Consider the following 16,434-nt stretch of genomic DNA (forward strand, 5'->3'; position numbering starts at 1 on the left):
ATGGGAATCGCTCAGTCGTAGCTCTCGGTTTCCAGCCGGAAACCTCGTGGCTGCACTTGCCCGGCGACCGCTTCCAGCATGCCGGAATGGCCACAGGCATAGACCCGCGTGTCCCGGGGGCCCAGGCCGTGGTGTTCCAGGACATCGTCCACCAGAGAGTCGACACGACCGGTGTGCCCTGTCCACCCCTGATTCCGGGGCTCGTCCGGCCGGCTGACGGTGGGCAGGTAGGTCAGCAGGTCGGGGTGTGCATCCGCCAGGGTCTCCAGTTCCTCCCGGTAGCCGAATTCATCCTGGTAACTGGCGCCATGCATCAGCAGCATTTGATGGCCCTGTTTCCCGCGATGGAGGTAATCCCGCACCATGCTGATGAACGGGTTAATACCGGTAACCGTGGCAATCATCAGGTGGTTCCGCACTCCGTTATCGAACCGCAAACCGCCCTTGGGCGTGCCCAGGGCCAGAGAATCACCTACCTGAAGGCCTCGTAGCCGTTCGGACATCCGGCCACCGGGGGTGAGTTCCACGAAGAGTTCCAGGAACGGCTCATGGGGGGCGGAGACGATGGAGTAGGACCGTCGCAGGTCGCCCAGGCCCACCTTGACCGACTGGCCCGGCGAAAACTCAAACCCTGCCGGACGGGAGACCCTGAACACGATCAGGTCCGGGGTGACCTGCCGTCGTTCTATCACCGGTACGACATCACCGTTACCAGACGGTGGCCATTCACCTTGATCGGAATGCCGGGCGTCCGGGGCCGGAGTGTCCGGCTGTCCGGTATCTGACTCGTGCCCTGACATGTCGGGCTGGCCCGGATCCGGAGCCGATATCGGAATGCTGTGCTGTTCATGGTGTTGTAACCACGCCAGCATTCGCCAGGTCTGTTCCGACTTGCGCTGGCCAATGTTGTGCAGGGTCGAGCGCAGGGCTTCGTCACCGCACCGGAACTGGCGTTGGTCCAGTCTCTCCACCTCCGTCATCGCCTGTCGGGTAGCCTGGCGTGCCCGGAAAAGGTCTGACTCCGTGGTCATGGTGGCTATTTCTTCCGGATCAGGGTACAGATGGCACCGGGTTCCTCCACCCGCATGACCAGGCTCTCGCTGGCAAACATCTGGTGATGGATGCCATCGTTGGAGGAATAGCCGGTCATCAGGTCCTGGCCGATGATGATGCGGCCAACCCGGGGATCCAGCAGTACCCCACCTTCGATTTCCGCCTTGAAGACACCCACCTCACACAGCCGCTTCAGGTGTTCGAGCTGCAGCATATCGGTCCCCTCGTACCGGCGGAACAGCAGGTTGTACCAGGAGGGAGACAGGGCCAGGGCGTAAGGGCCGTGGAAGCCATTCTCGTCCAGGTGGTTAACCGCAGCGAGCACATTGTTAAGGGCCTGTTCCACCTTGCTCCAGTCGTCGCACTTGACCTCGTTGCGGCCCTTGGCGGTAAGCAGGCCTTCCAGTCCGAAATCCGGCTGACCATAGTAGATGAATTCCTCTTCCCGGCGGGCCACCGCCTCGGCAGCGTCTTCCACGGAGCGCAGGTCCAGGGGCTGGCCCATGGACTCGTAGCCCTCGATCCGGCGGACGCTCAGGCCAAAGCTCTTGCGCAGCATGGGGATGGCGCTGGCGCGACTGAGCACTGCGCCGGCTTCTTCCGGCGCAGGCTGGCGGCAGTAGTCTTCTTCCCCCACTTCAATGGCGGTCAGGCCCACGCCGTAGGGGCCGTCCACTTCCAGGAAGCGGCGCCCGGTAAGAACCTCCCGTGCCGCGCCAATGGCGGCCTCGTCAATCCGTTCCCAGATCTCTTTCGAAAAACAGGCATTTTCCCGGTTGAGATAGTTCATGGCGTTTACTCACCCTTCATGGAGCCGATGGTGAATTTGTTCAGCGACCTGGTGGAGGTGTCCTGGCTTGCGCCGCTGAGGTTGGCGTCCTCTTCCTCCGCCTCAAGGATCGGCTTGGTGGTGTAGAGGTAGATGTCCATCTGGGCGGAGAAATCCGGATGGTTGCGTCGCAGCCACTCAAGCACCATGCAGGCGTGTTCGATCTCCTCCCGCATGTTGTGGAGCAACAGGCCCTTGAGCTCCTCGTCGGTGGTGGCATCCGCCCGCTGCTGGTACCAGTCGACGGCCTCCAGCTCCTCCTGTACGGAGACCAGGGCGCGATGCATGTCCCGGGTCCTGTCGGTCAGTTGTTCAATGGGCTCATGGTAACTGTCGCTTGCACCTGCCATGTTGCTCTCCGTAATGAATGCGCGGTGAATTCATGGTGGAAAGATGTTGCGCGTACCTATTGAGCTTATGCCGGGAAGGTGTGATTTCAAGGTGGACAGGTCTGATGTTGCCGAGGTGCAATAAATCGGGCGTTTTCGCGGCGCCTTGAATGACAGAGCCCCGGGTGGGCCGGGGCTCTGAAGGGCCGAAGTCGGCCTTTTGCCGTTCGGGTCCGGTTTCAGGAGGCCAGCACGGCGCCGGTCACCGCCAGGGCGGTGCCAATGCCGCGGGTGATGCGGTTGTCGGCCTTCATCAGCAGGGCGCCCAGGCCACTTCCCGCCAGGGTGATGCCCAGTGTCGAGATGGAGAAACCGGCCATGTAGGCGGCCAGGGTGGCGCCCGCCGGCATTTCCGCGCCATGGGCGAAGCCATGGCAGACCATGAAGGCCCCCACCAGCGTGGCGCCGACCAGCGTGGGCAGCTTTGCCAGGGAGGCAATCAGGATGCCTGCGATCAGCACGGACAGGGTGATGCCCATCTCCGCAAAGGGCAGGTTAAGGCCGCCGAAGGCCATCACCGCACCCAGCAGCATGCCGCCGATGACGAACAGGGGCGTGCCGCGTTTCATGACAGTGGACTGGCGTATGCTCCACAAGCCGATGGCCGCCATGGCCAGCAGGTGGTCCAGGCCCATCAGGGGGTGCAGCAGGCCACTGAGGAAGCCGCCTTCGGCATGTCCGGGGTGTGCCATGGCGGTGGTGGTGGTCAGCATCAGGGCGATAGTGATCAGGATTTTCTGACTTGGTTTCATGGTGTGTCTCCAACCTGTTTGGATCTGTTGAATTCCTTTAATGCCGCGGGTCGCCAACAGCCCTGATCAGGGCAGGGAGGACGGGGTGCGGGGCGTGCTCCCGGTGATGCCGGGGATACGCCAGATCACCCTTCCGAGCACCCGTTCCGGGGGGATGGGCCCCAGGGCTTCTGTGCTGGTACTCCGGGCGGCATTGTCACCCGCCAGCGACAGGGCTCCGGCCTGTCCAATGCCTATCACGCGCTTGATCATGCGCCCGTGAATGGCGTGCTCCACAACGACGACATCGTTTACCCGCAGGGTCTGAGCGCGATGCCTCAGGGTCACGACGAAGGAACCCGCGGCGAGGTCCGGCAGCATGCTGTCACCGATTACCCGGTAGAGTTTCAGTTGCATCAGTCCAGCTTCGGGTAGACCACGGTTTCCTGGGGCGGATACGGGCAGGTGGCCCGGAAGGTGCCCACATCCTTGGTAGTCCAGAAAGCCTCGGCGAATTCATTGACCAGGGCCAACAGCTTTTCGCCCTTGTCCCGTTCGATGCCCTGCTTGCAGGCAGAGCCCGCGAGCATGATGTTGTGTACCAGCTCGCTGGCATCCGGGTACTTGTCGAACTGGGGTTGCTTGAAGTAGTCGCCCCAGATCACCCGCACCTCGTGCTTGGCCTTTTCGGCGTGATCTTCCTTTTCCCGCACCAGGCGGCTGAGTTGGGCCTGGTCGGCCACCGTCAGCAAATCCTTGGTGTCCAGGTCAGCAATCAGGTCCATGAACCGGAGAACACTCAGAGCCGCGATCTGGGCGCTGATGGGGTCGTAGATCTTGCAGGGTATATCGCAGTGGGCGGCGACGGTTTCCACGCCAACCTTGCGGTCATACCATGTCAGTAGCTTGCGTATCATGAGGCGCTCCTTCTGTTACGCTGGGCGGTCTGTTAAATACAATTAAAGACAAATGAAAATCAATAGCATTTAAAGTCTATAGAAACCTGGGGAAGTATGCCAAGGGTGTTTGTCAGAACCGGTGTTATCGAACCCTTAAAAACTCAATGTAGTCGATGCGGTCGCCAGTAAGATGTTCGTTACTTCATGATTGTTGGCGTCCCGGGGGCGCCGGTTTGGCGTTTCCGCAGTGTATCGCGTAGGTTTATCGATACTGGACTGGGATGGAGGCAGTGATGCTGCAAGCTGTGGAAGCGGATCTGCAGGCGTGGTTGATACCGGGCCTGTCGGCGCTGTTTGCCGTGATCGCCACCTACCTCGTGTACAAGGTGTCGCTGGCCCTGATCCGGCGTTTCACCGAACGCAGAACGGTACCACGCCTGTTCCTGGACGCGGCCGCCCGGGCACTGGGCGTGGTCTCCTGCCTGTTGGTACTCCAGGGCATGCTCAATGCGTCACCGGATGACCTGCCACTCCTTTCTGCCGTGCAACAGGCGACCACACTGTTGCTGATCCTGTCCCTGACCTGGGCGGCGGTTCGCCTGACATCAGTGATCGGCGAGGTGATCGTACTGCTCAATCCGGTGCTGGAAGGGCAGTGGAGGCGGGCCCGGAAAGTGGAAACCCAGACCCGTTTCCTGGTTCGCTGCCTGAACATCCTTATCATCATCGTAGGCATTGGCGCCGCGCTGATGACTTTTGAATCGGTACGGCAGGTGGGTGCCAGCCTGCTGGCTTCCGCCGGGGTTGGCGGTATCATACTGGGCTTTGCCGCCCGACCGGTGCTCAGCAACCTGCTGGCGGGTATGCAGATAGCGCTTACCCAGCCTTTCCGTATCGACGATGTGCTCCATGTCCAGGGTGAGTGGTGTTGGGTCGAGGAAGTGACCGCCACCTATGTGGTCCTGCGGGTATGGGACCTGCGACGTCTGATCGTGCCGTTGCAGTGGTTCATTGAAAACCCGTTCCAGAACTGGTCCCGCAACACCGCGGATATGCTGGGCACGGTCTTTATCTGGGTGGACTACACCATGCCCGTCGAGCCGTTGCGTGAGGAATTCTTACGGCTTTTGGGCATCGCGAAACAGTGGGATGGGCAGGTGGCGACGGTTCAGGTCACCGATTCCAGTGACCAGGCCATGCAGATCCGCTTCCTGATGAGTGCGCCGGATTCCAGCCAGAACTGGGATCTGCGATGCGCCATCCGGGAAGGACTGGTGACGTTCATCCAGCAGCACTATCCCTCGCAATTGCCCCGGTTGCGCGCGCGCCTGGTGGACACCGCGCCTGAGGAGGGTGAATCGGATGACTCTTCGGATGAGCGGGCCAGGTCACCCCATGGCTAGAAGGCCTGGCCGAATCGCAGGTAGAAACCGCTGTTGTCGCCTTCACCCTTGGCGTAGTCCATGGTAACCACCATATTCTCGGAGGGTTTGATGACATACTGCCCGCCCAGTCCGTAGCTGGGATAGAGGTTGTCACTGTCTCCGCATTCTTTGTCGTCACCATACAGGCAGGCAACGCCCGCAAACAGGTTGATGCTGATACGGTCCCGGACATGCAGGCGTTCCTCAACTTCAACACTGGTGCTGTGTGGCGCCAGGTATTGCCCCCGGGTATAGCCCCTGAGGGTTACGCTGGAATAGCCGCTGTTGGGCGCATCATGGGTCCAGCGCCCGCTGACGTGGTAGGCCAGCACGTGCCCATCACCGTGGGGCAGGTACTGCCGGAAGTCGAGATTGAGACTGTCAAAGTTTTCCTCACCTCCCAGGGCCTCCCGGTACGCGAAGTTGTTGGCGGTAAAATGGATACCCGAGACAGGCGCATTCTGGTTGTTGCGGCTGTCGTACATCAGGACCAGGCCGAGGGCTCCGGAGTCCACGCCGTTCAGGCCGGCTAACTTGAGGATTTCCTGGGTCCGGAAGTCGTCACCCGCAATCAGGTAGTTGGTGTAGACGCCCTGGACACCGACGAACCACTGGTTATCGATTTCATGGAGATACCTGGTGAAGAAGGCCTTCATCTCGTCGGTTGTGGCGGCCGGCAGCCCCGAACCCAGGAAATCCGAATAGTCGTTGTTGATCCGGCCGCCACCGGCAAAGACCTGCAGGCGCCTGCTGTCGCCGTTCCAGAAGGTCCGGGCAAACAGCCCTCCCAGGAACGAGTCCGTATTGCTGTAGCTGCCGACCGCGCCGACCATGGAGGAGGTGGAATCCTGGTCGAGGCTGAACAGGTAACCGGCCAGGAAGCCGGCGGATGTACCCACTTTGGGGGTGCTGCTCACCTTTGGGACGAGTAGCCAGGGGGATGGCGCTGCGCTCTCGTCCGGTAATTCCGTTTCACTCACCGGGGTGTCGGGTTGAGCAAACGCCGACACCGATAATCCCCAGAGGATGCCCGCCAACACCCATACCTTTTGTTGTCCCTTCACATCCTGATCTCCAGCGTCAGCGGTATTATGCCAGTGTCTTCGTGTGGTGGCCCTACCTTCTACCCATTGCAGGATAGAACACCGGCGGGAAACAGACATGTCGGGATTGGCTGGAAATCAGGAATGGCTGCTCTCGGGCCAGATGGGGGCCGCTATTGTCCGTAGATCGGTGGCGGGGATTTACCGGAGCTGGCTACTGACCAGAAAAGCCATAGGGCGGCTGCCCTATGGCTTTGGTATGTACCAGGAAACTCTGTTGGCGTTTCAGGGCTTCTGGCGACGGGCAGCGCCCAGGCCGACAAGGCCGAGTCCCAGCAGTGCCAGAGTGCCCGGTTCCGGCACGTGAGCAACGGATTGAATGTAGACGGCCAGGTCGTTTACATCCTTGTCAGAGTTGGCGTAGGGAAGGTCTTCCCAGGAGATGATGTAGTCGTCTTCCTCCCAGAGGGTTGCACCGAGCCCAGGCAGGTTCAGCACATCAGTACCGTTGCCCTTGAATGCTGCCATCTGATCAGCGCCACCGGCATTGAGCGTGCTGTCTGAAAAGAACAGCGGCGCTGCGCGACCCAGATAGAACCCGAACTGGTCTCCGGTAAAATCAATCAGGGTGTCGATCCCTCCCTTGAGGACGGAGCCGTCGCCGGCAATGGTCAGTTCGATCTGATCAGCGGCTGTGTCCGAACCGGCGAAGAGTTCGACATAGGTGGCCGGATTACCCTTGTCGTAGATTCCGAAGGTGTTGGAGCCTTTTTTCCCGGCCAACTCAAGGACGAAGGTGGTTGTGGCGCCGCCCCCGAGGATGTTCCAGTGGGTGTCAAACGAGTCGTGAAGCTGGTCTGCATTGGCATCAACCGATGCACCAAGAATGTCCAGGCGTACTTGAAGATCGTTCCCGGTGGATTCGACTACGACAGCGCTGGTGGCGCCTGTCCAGGCCGACAGCGCTACTGCCGCGGCGATCAGTTTCATTTTCATGGCAATTCTCCAGTTGTTAAGCATGTTATCCATTAGCTTTATTTCACAACCAGACTGTCTCAATGTCCGTAGTTCAGAGATCCTTGGCTTTGTCTGGCAACCCGATGAGGTGGGCTGGGTGTAATGACCAGAGGGGATAAAGGCCATCTGTTAATTTTTTAAGCGATAATCGTGCCTGTATTAAAAATGTTTTATAAACATTGGGTTGCGGGCTCATGGAGCCGAAAGCGGCGCAAAGCACTTCGACAGCGAAGGTCCAGAATTAGGCCATAAAGTGTCAACGCTATCGGGGGGGTTATAGAGTTAGTCGACTGATGAGGTTATAAAAATTGAATAAAAACAATTATCTAACGTTTTTACTAGTGACAGATGCATATTGCCGATGCTTGGAAAGCTCATCGACATGTATTTTTTAAATTCTTGTTTGTTTTGAGGGCAGGTGTTTGTTTTCGGAGCCACCGGGAGACCTGACGAATCAATTCGTGGTCAATAGCCCTGACGCAGCATTCAGGTTGTTCATTTTTGAAAAGATACTTGTCAGGTTTTGGGAATACCTGTTCTCAATCAGACAGGCTAGCCTGTTCTCCAGTGGACATATAAAGGAGAGCGCGGCATGAACGTATTGATCGTACTGGCCCACCCGGAGCGGCAGTCCTTTAATGGCGGTCTGGCGGATGTAGCTGCGGCCACTCTGCGGGAGCAGGGGCATGAGGTGCTGCTGGACGACCTGTACGGGGAAGGATTTGACCCGGTGGAGCGTCCGGATTTCTACCCCCGGCGTGAGGCGGATTACTTTGCCCCCCTCACCGAGCAGCGCCGCCACTATGAAAAGGACGCCTTGCCCGAGGATGTCCGACGGGAAATCAGACGGCTGGAGTGGGCGGACCTGCTGATCCTCCAGTTTCCGCTCTGGTGGCACGCCCAGCCTGCCATTCTGAAGGGCTGGTTCGACCGGGTGCTGGTTTATGGCGGGCTCTATTCCGGCCAGCGTCGGTATGACCGGGGGCACTTCCGGGGCAAACGGGCGATCTGCTCCGTGACTGCCGGCTCACCGGAGCAGGCGTTCATGCCATACGGTCGTGCGGGCAACATGGTGGAGTGGCTCTGGCCGGTTCACTCTTCACTGTATTATGTGGGGTATGACGTGTTACCGCCCCAGGTCACCTACGGGGTCCAGGGGGGTGGTATCCGTTATCAGGATGAGTCCGTGTTCCTTGACCACTTGGAACAGGGCAAGAGTGACTGGGGTGCCCGCCTGGCAGGGTTGGACGGAGAAAGGGCCATTCCCTTTACCGGCTGGGATGACTGGGATGAACAGGGAATGCTGAGACAGCAACATCCGCAGCGGTGGCGGCTGTAAGGTCGGTGGACAGACGTGGCCCGAAACCAAAAACCGGGCTACGGATCTGCCGTAGCCCGGATCGGACCCTCACGTTGCCTGGTCCAGCACTGCAATCTTCAGGAACATGCCCTTAGTAGGGACAGGTGCCCCGGTATTCGGAGATGTTCCGGTCGGACTCGTGGTTGGGGCCGCAGACGAACTGATTGTAGCGCTGGTCCTTGTCCAGGTGCAGCTTCATCCAGGACACGCCCAGGCGGCTCAGCACGTCGTTGTAGGTGCCGCCGAAGCCACTGTTGCCGTTGGCGCAGGTGTGACTGCCACCATCCAGTTCAACGAAGGCCTTGGCGGTGGAGTCTGGAATCGCCTCATAGAACGGATCGGCATGGCTCCTGACCGATGCAACTGCGTCGTTTTCACAGGCAAAGATGAGGGTGGGGGTTTCAATGCTGCGGAACTGCAGGCTTGAGCTGTCCCACGGTGCCAGCGGAATGGCTGCGCTGACCCGGCCCTCGGTGGCAACGCGGAGGGTACCGCCGCCGCCCATGGACCAGCCCATAACACCCAGGCGTGCCGTATCAATCATGCCGTTGATCGGGCTACGACTGTTGTCGTTCTGCTCAATCAGGTAGTCCAGGGCATTGTTGAGCTGGGTTGCCCGGCTACCCGGCTGGTCATAGCCGCTGTTGGTGGCGATGGTCATGACCACAAAACCGTGGGAGGCGAGTTTCGGGCCCCACCAGGCGATAGAGGACTCAGGAGACACAAAGCCCGGAATCACAACGATCGCGGCCATGGTCCCCGTGGTGCCGGTAGGATAGTGGATGGTGCCGCCGCCAAAGCCGCTGACGAAGCTCGACACGCTGCTGGTGCGCACGCTGTAGGGTCCACTGGAGGCCTCCAGGAAGGATTCGGAGGGATCCGGGCCGCGCTCGTAGCCGCAGTCGCTCTCGCAACCGCCACCACCACCGCCATCGTCGCCGCCACCACCGACAGCGAGGGCTGTAGCCGAGAACATCAGACTACCCGCCGCGAGCAGCGACAAGGCTGATTTCTTTCCGATCTGCTTGAACATAATGATTTCCCTTTGGTGTTGTTATGTTGTGCATTGTTGGCAGGGAGCTGCGTCCCCGGTCATGAACAGTAGCCGGGTGGACAGGGGGCAGCTTTCACGAAATGGCACCCTTCGGGGCACCCGTCACGTTCTTCCTGGTGCGGGAGACCTGTGTTTCGAGATGGCTCGGAATTTGGCGTTTCGAGCGCTCGCTCTTTTTCGTGGGGTGTCGAGTCGTGGCGGACTTATTGTTCGCTGATCGTCGGTGGCAACGATCAGGGGGATACGCACAAAAACGGGCCATGGCGAACCATGACCCGTTGAGGCTGGCAGGGAAAACCAGCCGGATACGATCAGTCCTATATGACTAGGTTTTCGGTACGTCCCTGCTCAGTAGGGGCAGGTGCCGCGATACTCGGAAATCCGGTATTCGGACTCGTGGTCAGGCCCGCAGAGGAACTGGTTGTAGCGCTGGTCCTGGTCCAGATGCAGCTTCATCCAGGAGACACCGAGCCGACCGAGCTCGTCGTTGTAGCTGTTGTCACCATTACCGCAATAGTGGCTGCCGTTGTTCAGCTCGAAGAAGGCCTTGTCGGTGGAATCCGGGATCGCCTCGTAGAAGGGATCGGAATGGCTGCCCACCGGGGCGACGATGTCGGACTCACAGGCGAAGATCAGTGTCGGTGTCTGGATATTGCGGAACCGGAAGCTGGACGTATCCCAGGGTGCCAGGGGAATGGCTGCCTGGATCCGGCCTTCCGCCGCTACCCGCAGGGTGCCGCCACCGCCCATGGACCAGCCGATAACGCCCAGTCGGTTGGTGTCGATCATGCCGCTGTAGGGGCTGGTGCTGCTGTCGTTTTCCTCAATCAGGTAGTCCAGCGCGTTGTTGATCTGAGTCGCACGGCTGGGTGGCTGGTCGAAGCCGCTGTTGGTGTCGATGGTCATCACCACGAAACCATAGGAGGCCAGTTTCGGGCCCCACCAGTCGATGGAGGACTCGGCGGACACGAAGCCCGGGATAACCACGACCGCGGCCATGGTGCCCGTGGTGCCTGTGGGATAGTGCACGGTACCACCACCGAAGCCGCCCACAAAGCTGGACACGTTGTCGGTCCGTACGGAATAGGGGCCACTGGAGGCCTCCAGGAAGGATACTGTGGGGTCCGGGCCGCGCTGGTAACCGCAATCGCTGGTGCAGTCATCACCGCCATCGTCACCGCCACCGCCGGCGGCAAAGGCAGATGCGGACAGCAGGAGGGAGCCGGCTGCGATCAGTGACCGCAGCGGGTTGTTGGCATAGAGTTTAAACATAGTTGTTGTCCCTGTTTGCAGTACTTTGTTGGATTTGTTGTCGGGGAACCATATCCCCCGCGACAGACGGTATTCCCTCCAACAGGGAGCGTGCTTTTACGATCTGGCACTTAAACGTGCATTTATCACGGGAAGCGAATTTCGTTTGAACACGAGAAGCCAGGTCGAACAAATGAGGAGGGTCTCGGGTACTGTCTTCCCGATGTTGTGTCGAAACGGAAATGGCTTTTTGGTTTTCGGCAGTGTCCGGACATGCTGGGTTATAGTAGGACCATGCCTGTTCCAATCCCGATATCTGGAGTCGATTCCGAGATGCCCCAAAAGAATCAGAGGACGGTGGCCGCATCGGCCATCGACAAACACGTCTACAAGGTCTTCCCGAACGACATGAACGCTCAGGACACGGTGTTCGGTGGCATGATCATGGCCAAATGCGATCGCCTGGCCCTGGTGGTGGCCGAGCGGCATTCGGCCCGGGTCTGTGTCACGGCCGCAGTGGACTCCATCCATTTCCGGGCCCCGGCCAAGGGCAATGATACCCTGCTGTTCAGCCTGTCACTGAACCGGAGCTGGGGGTCATCCATGGAAATCGGCGCGAGGGTCGAGGCAGAGAACAGTTATACCGGCGAGGTACGGCATATTCTGTCGGCGTTCTTTACCTTCGTGGCCCTGGATGACCATGGCAAGCCGGTGGATGTGCCGGCGGTCATTCCGGAAACCGATGACCAGCAGCGCCGCTATGATAACGCCGAGATTCGCCGGGAAGGCCGGCTGGCCACCCGGGAGAGGTTGTCCCGGTAACCATCACTCCGTCCACTGTGGTCTTTCCGGTAACTGGTCCAGCCAGCGTTGGCCACGACCGGAGGCAATGCCGTCAGCCCAGCGGGTGGTTTCCGGCAACCGGTAGCGGGTGACGCAGGCCATTACATAATGGATGGCCGTGGGCAGGCTGATCCGGTGTCCCGGTGATATATAGAGCGGTTTGACACCCTGGCGGGTACGCAGGACCGCACCAATGGTGTCGCCCCGGTCCTCAAGCACGGTCCAGCCCCCTTTCTCCTCCGGCACTGGGCCGTGACGACCGGTCAGCCGGCTCTTGCCCACACCGATGGTGGGCAGGCCGGTGAGGATGCCAGTGTGGGAAGCCACGCCCAGCCGTCGGGGATGAGCAATACCCTGGCCGTCACAGAGCAGCAGGTCCGGTTTGCGACTGAGTTTGCCAAGGGCTTCGAGGATCACCGGGCATTCCCGGAACGACAGCAGGCCGGGGATGTAGGGCATGGGCACCGGCTGGCGGGCGATGGCATGATCCATGGGTTTGAGGTCCGACAGCCGCAGGACCACGATGGCCGCCCGGGCGATGTCCCGACCCTCGAAACCCACGTCCACGCCGGCCACCGTGGTAACCGTGGGCAGATCGTCCCGGGTAATGACCTCTCCAGCGGCCTGTCGCTGGAGTCTGATGGCCTGTTGAGGCGTCAGGCCCTGCCAGTCAGCGGTTGGATCGTGCATCGGGCTCCCTTATCCTGCGCCGTGAAGGTTTAACGATACACTACACAGGAGGCGACATCATGAATCAGGTACTGATCACCGGTGCCAACCGGGGTATCGGGCTGGAACTGGCCCGCCTGTATGCGGCTAATGGCTGGCAGGTCATTGGCGTCTGCCGCCAGACATCCTCCGAGCTGGAGGCGGTGGCCGCCCGAGTCATCGACCGCATCGACATAACCCGGGAGGCGGACGTGCTGGAGCTGAAACAGGCCCTGGCCGGCGAGCAGATCCACCTGCTGATCAACAACGCCGGGTTGCTGCAGGATGAGCAACTGGGCACCATCGACCTTGACTCCATCCGCACCCAGATGGAAGTCAACGCCTACGGCCCGCTACGGGTGGTGGAGGCCCTGGTGGATCTGATCCCGGAGGGCGGCAAGGTCGCCAACATCACCAGTCGTATGGGTTCCATTGCTGATAACGACTCCGGTGGTCGCTACGGCTACCGTGCCTCCAAGGCGGCTCTGAATGCCTTCGGCAAGTCTCTGTCGGTGGACCTCAAACCCCGGGGTATTGCCGTGGCACAGCTCCACCCGGGCTACGTGAAGACCCGCATGGTCAATTTTGGCGGCCTGATCTCCCCGGAGGAGGCTGCTCGGGGACTGGCAGACCGTATCGATGCCCTGAACCTGGAGAATACCGGGGGCTTCTGGCACAGCAACGGTGATGAACTGCCCTGGTAAGGGGCTGTGCGCCACAGCTGCCGCGCTTCATGGAAATGCGGCATGTCGTGAGTATGGCGCCAAAGTGCACTTTCAGACCGTGGCCTGGCCTTCAAGGAACGGGGAGACCAATGCCTTGGCCGACTTGTCGAGCACCGAGTCCAGATAGGGTTTGTTCAGAAAGGTGGACGACGGAGTGACACCGTTGACCTGGCGATAACAGCGGGACAGGTGGGCGGAATTGGAGAACCCGGCAAGCAGGGCCGCCTCGGTGATGGAATAGCCCAGCGCCATGATAATGGTGCTGATAAAGACCCGATAGCGAACCCGGTACTGGGTAATGGGCAGGCCCGCCTGTTCTTTGAACAGTTTTTCCAGTCGCGATTCGGACAGGTTTACCTCGTTCGCCAGGGTGGGGAGACTGGGTGCGTCGTGCAGGTCTTCCCGAATGCGTCTGGCAACGGTAAGGGCGCGGGGGTCGTATTCCCGGAAAGTCAGGCCCTGAAGGGCCGGGGGAATCAGGATGTCCCGAACCAGTGTGCGGGCTTCGTGCGGTGTGATGACCGGTCGGTTCCTGGCGTCGGTCATGGCCCGGATAACGGCGGTTTCGTCCTGGTGGTGGCAGTACAGGCCGTCGCCCAGATGAGTCATCCGGCTGGCGAGGGCGGGGTAGTCCTGGGAGAACGGTGACAGGAAATAGATGCCCAGCACCGGTTTGTGTCCTTCGATAAGCGTCCTGTCCAGCCAGGTGCCTGGTGGTATCAGGCAGCTACGGGTGGATACCGGGGCGTTGCTCCCGGGCCAGATGGTCAGGCTGCCCTCGAGGCAGACCACCATGAGCTCCTGGGTGGTCCGATAGGGCTCCTGGCGGCTGGGACAGGTGCCCAGGAACAGCACGTCGTGACTCCATACCAGTAACCTCGGAGTCGTGCATGGAATGCGATTGTTCTTGTTAGTCATGTTTTCTGCCCTGCTGAATGCCGACCAGCGGGAAACCCTCTACGTTCCCAGTGGCTGCCGTGGTTGGTATCCCGTTACGGGAACGAATGTCGTAGATCCAACCGCGCCACCCTGTTAAGTAATAGCAGTAGGTTGCGGTGATGGTGCCTCCGATTGAGCAATGCAGTTCACAATTCCTGAAGCTTCCCATTCTGGAAAGATTCCTTTAGCCAAACGCCCCATAGGTTTCCTGCACTGCTTGTGGTTGCCACCGGAAGTTGTTATTTAACTGTTTGTTTTTATTGGTTTTGCGGTTCTTTCGTAGGCGAAAACTGTAGTTCAGCAATGGGAAGAGGGCTTTCACGAATTGGCACTCATTCGGGCCTGCATCACAAAAAATGGTTGGTTGAAGTGTGGTCAGATTCCGTTAGGGCCGTGATTTCGACACTGGGGTTACCCGGTGAAGCTGGAAACTGCGGCACCAGGGCAACGGATGATTTCCGGATTGGCGAGCCGGTCGGTAGTGGATAGAATCACCCTCATGTCGATTCAACATGCCCTTTTGACCTCACTCCTCGAGAAACCGTCCACCGGCTTTCAGCTCGCCCGGCGCTTTGACCGCTCGATCGGTCATTTCTGGCAGGCCACCCATCAGCAGATCTACCGGGAGCTGCGCCGTATGGCGTCGTCGGGCTGGGTCGAGGTGGAGGAAAAGGGGGATGATGGCAGTCGAAAACGCAAGGTCTATCATGTGCTCCCCGATGGCCGGGATGAACTGGTGCGCTGGGCGTCGGAGCCCGGCAGCTCCGGTGAGAGTAATGAGGCCCTGATGGTGAAGATCCGTGCAGAGGCGGTACTGGGCCCCCTTGGGGTGCGGCAGGAACTTGAGCGGCTGATTGATTGGCATCAGGAACGGCTGGCCAACTACCGGGCGATCGAGGCCCGGGATTTTTCGGGGCCGGACCTGACCAGGGGGCAGCGTCTCCAGCACCGGGTCTTGCTCAAGGGCATTTCCTCCGAGGAAGACTGGCTTCAGTGGGCCCGGGGCACCCTGCCGCTGTTGTCGGAACTGGCCCCGGCCTGAAGGGCGTCAGGATGGATCCGGCGGGGGATACACTGGGGACTTGCCCGCCTGGCAGGTGCCGTACAGCGCCTGGCAGGTCTGAACCGGGGGCCTGGGATGCCCCCGGTGAAATTCATCAGGCGGGTTCGGCAACGGGAGCCGTGTCAGCTTCCGTCAGCCCCAGGCGTTGGCGGGCCTGGCCATACTCGCGGATCAGACGGGTCACCAGGGTGTCCACGTCGCCAACATCCTTGACCGCACCCACGCCCTGACCGGCACCCCAGATATCCTTCCAGGCCTTGCTCTTGGACTCACCGCCTGAACCGAAATTCATCTTCGACGGGTCGGATTCCGGCAGGGCATTGGGGTCCATTCCGGCGTTCTCGATGCTCTTCTTCAGGTAGTTGCCATGCACGCCGGTGAACAGGTTGGAGTAGACGATATCCTCGGCGCCACTGTCGACGATCATCTGCTTGTAGGCTTCGTCGGCGTTGGCCTCGCGGGTGGCAATGAAGGCGGACCCGATGTAGGCCAGGTCGGCGCCGGCCGCCTGGGCCGCCAGTACCGCGTTGCCATTGGCGATAGAGCCGGACAGCAGCAGCGGGCCGTCGAACCACTCGCGGATTTCCTGGACCAGGGCAAACGGTGACTGGGTACCGGCATGGCCGCCGGCACCGGCTGCCACGGCGATCAGGCCGTCAGCGCCTTTCTCAATGGCCTTCTTCGCAAAGCGGTTGTTGATAACGTCGTGGAGGGTGATACCTCCCCATTCGTGGACCTTCTGGTTCAGGTCTTCCCGGGCGCCCAGGGAGGTGATGATGATGGGTACCTTGTACTTGGCGCACAGGTCCAGGTCGTGCTCCAGGCGGTCGTTGGACCGATGCACGATCTGGTTGACGGCAAAGGGCGCCGCCGGCTTGTCCGGGTTCTGCGCGTTGTATTCCGCCAGTTCGGTGGTGATCCGGTCCAGCCATTCCTCGAGCACGTGGGCAGGGCGGGCATTCAGGGCCGGGAAGGATCCCACGATACCGGCCTTGCACTGGGCGATGACCAGATCCGGATTGGAGATGATGAACAGCGGAGAAGCCACCGCCGGCAGCGACAGGCTCTTCAGGTTATCGGGTAACGACATGACAGCTCCTGAGTCA

The 16,434-nt window shown here is 60.3% G+C and carries 18 protein-coding genes; 5 read left to right on the forward strand and 13 right to left on the reverse strand.

The genetic code is table 11. The features are described from left to right. Positions 1-11: 11 nt before the first annotated feature. From ACJO2E_RS11450 to sodN, 6 genes are all read right to left on the reverse strand, one after another. Positions 12-1,031, reverse strand: a complete 1,020-nt coding sequence (locus ACJO2E_RS11450) for an FAD-binding oxidoreductase (protein WP_406964006.1) — start codon at positions 1,029-1,031, stop codon at positions 12-14. A gap of 5 nt (positions 1,032-1,036) precedes the next feature. Further along, positions 1,037-1,843, reverse strand: coding sequence for a family 1 encapsulin nanocompartment shell protein (locus ACJO2E_RS11455; RefSeq protein WP_406964007.1), 807 nt, complete (start codon positions 1,841-1,843; stop codon positions 1,037-1,039). Positions 1,844-1,848: 5 nt separating this feature from the next. Then, entirely contained in the window at positions 1,849-2,232 is a 384-nt protein-coding gene (locus ACJO2E_RS11460) for an encapsulin-associated ferritin-like protein (RefSeq protein WP_406964008.1), read from the reverse strand. A 218-nt stretch (positions 2,233-2,450) separates the two neighbouring features. After that, the gene (locus ACJO2E_RS11465; protein WP_406964009.1) at positions 2,451-3,023 is read right to left on the reverse strand and encodes a HupE/UreJ family protein; all 573 of its coding nucleotides are present in this window, start codon (positions 3,021-3,023) and stop codon (positions 2,451-2,453) included. A gap of 66 nt (positions 3,024-3,089) precedes the next feature. Further along, positions 3,090-3,419 carry a S24/S26 family peptidase gene (locus ACJO2E_RS11470; RefSeq protein WP_406964010.1) on the reverse strand — a complete coding sequence of 110 codons (330 nt, stop codon included), beginning with the start codon at positions 3,417-3,419 and terminating at the stop codon, positions 3,090-3,092. Beyond that, a complete protein-coding gene (sodN, locus tag ACJO2E_RS11475; RefSeq protein WP_406964011.1) occupies positions 3,419-3,919 on the reverse strand; it encodes a superoxide dismutase, Ni in 501 nt (166 codons plus the stop codon). Before sodN ends, ACJO2E_RS11470 begins: the two co-directional genes overlap by 1 nt. A gap of 275 nt (positions 3,920-4,194) precedes the next feature. Between sodN and ACJO2E_RS11480 the strand changes: the two genes are divergently transcribed. Further along, a complete protein-coding gene (locus tag ACJO2E_RS11480; RefSeq protein ID WP_406964012.1) occupies positions 4,195-5,304 on the forward strand; it encodes a mechanosensitive ion channel family protein in 1,110 nt (369 codons plus the stop codon). Here the strand turns inward: ACJO2E_RS11480 and ACJO2E_RS11485 are convergent. Together ACJO2E_RS11485 and ACJO2E_RS11490 are read right to left on the reverse strand one after the other, a co-directional pair. Then, entirely contained in the window at positions 5,301-6,389 is a 1,089-nt protein-coding gene (locus tag ACJO2E_RS11485; protein ID WP_406964013.1) for a BamA/TamA family outer membrane protein, read from the reverse strand. The two genes, ACJO2E_RS11480 and ACJO2E_RS11485, sit on opposite strands and share 4 nt — an antisense overlap. A 264-nt stretch (positions 6,390-6,653) precedes the next feature. Further along, positions 6,654-7,364, reverse strand: coding sequence for a DUF4114 domain-containing protein (locus ACJO2E_RS11490; RefSeq protein WP_406964014.1), 711 nt, complete (start codon positions 7,362-7,364; stop codon positions 6,654-6,656). Between the two features lie 613 nt (positions 7,365-7,977). Here ACJO2E_RS11490 and ACJO2E_RS11495 point away from each other — a divergent pair. Beyond that, positions 7,978-8,724 carry an NAD(P)H-dependent oxidoreductase gene (locus ACJO2E_RS11495; RefSeq protein ID WP_406964015.1) on the forward strand — a complete coding sequence of 249 codons (747 nt, stop codon included), beginning with the start codon at positions 7,978-7,980 and terminating at the stop codon, positions 8,722-8,724. A 112-nt stretch (positions 8,725-8,836) separates the two neighbouring features. On the opposite strand, the gene ACJO2E_RS11500 is transcribed toward ACJO2E_RS11495, so the two are convergent. Then, positions 8,837-9,778, reverse strand: a complete 942-nt coding sequence (locus tag ACJO2E_RS11500; RefSeq protein WP_406964016.1) for an alpha/beta hydrolase family protein — start codon at positions 9,776-9,778, stop codon at positions 8,837-8,839. Positions 9,779-10,147: 369 nt separating this feature from the next. After that, complete coding sequence (locus tag ACJO2E_RS11505; protein ID WP_406964017.1) at positions 10,148-11,071, reverse strand: alpha/beta hydrolase family protein; 924 nt, start codon at positions 11,069-11,071, stop codon at positions 10,148-10,150. A 312-nt stretch (positions 11,072-11,383) separates the two neighbouring features. On the opposite strand from ACJO2E_RS11505, the gene ACJO2E_RS11510 reads away from it, so the two are divergent. After that, entirely contained in the window at positions 11,384-11,872 is a 489-nt protein-coding gene (locus ACJO2E_RS11510; RefSeq protein ID WP_406964018.1) for an acyl-CoA thioesterase, read from the forward strand. A 3-nt stretch (positions 11,873-11,875) separates the two neighbouring features. Here ACJO2E_RS11510 and nfi read toward each other — a convergent pair whose 3' ends face one another. Then, positions 11,876-12,583, reverse strand: a complete 708-nt coding sequence (gene nfi, locus ACJO2E_RS11515) for a deoxyribonuclease V (RefSeq protein ID WP_406964019.1) — start codon at positions 12,581-12,583, stop codon at positions 11,876-11,878. A 59-nt stretch (positions 12,584-12,642) separates the two neighbouring features. Between nfi and ACJO2E_RS11520 the strand changes: the two genes are divergently transcribed. Next, positions 12,643-13,305: an SDR family oxidoreductase gene (locus ACJO2E_RS11520; RefSeq protein WP_406964020.1), complete on the forward strand. Its 663-nt coding sequence runs from the start codon at positions 12,643-12,645 to the stop codon at positions 13,303-13,305. Positions 13,306-13,377: 72 nt separating this feature from the next. Here the strand turns inward: ACJO2E_RS11520 and ACJO2E_RS11525 are convergent, their stop codons facing one another. After that, positions 13,378-14,244: a helix-turn-helix domain-containing protein gene (locus ACJO2E_RS11525; RefSeq protein ID WP_406964021.1), complete on the reverse strand. Its 867-nt coding sequence runs from the start codon at positions 14,242-14,244 to the stop codon at positions 13,378-13,380. A gap of 520 nt (positions 14,245-14,764) precedes the next feature. Between ACJO2E_RS11525 and ACJO2E_RS11530 the strand changes: the two genes are divergently transcribed. Then, positions 14,765-15,307 (forward strand): PadR family transcriptional regulator, encoded by a 543-nt coding sequence (locus tag ACJO2E_RS11530; protein ID WP_406964022.1) that lies wholly within the window; start codon positions 14,765-14,767, stop codon positions 15,305-15,307. A 115-nt stretch (positions 15,308-15,422) separates the two neighbouring features. Here the strand turns inward: ACJO2E_RS11530 and ACJO2E_RS11535 are convergent, their stop codons facing one another. Beyond that, complete coding sequence (locus tag ACJO2E_RS11535) at positions 15,423-16,418, reverse strand: NAD(P)H-dependent flavin oxidoreductase (protein WP_406964023.1); 996 nt, start codon at positions 16,416-16,418, stop codon at positions 15,423-15,425. Positions 16,419-16,434: the final 16 nt, after the last annotated feature.

The sequence above is a fragment of the Marinobacter shunpengi genome (assembly GCF_045449695.1).
GTDB lineage: Bacteria > Pseudomonadota > Gammaproteobacteria > Pseudomonadales > Oleiphilaceae > Marinobacter.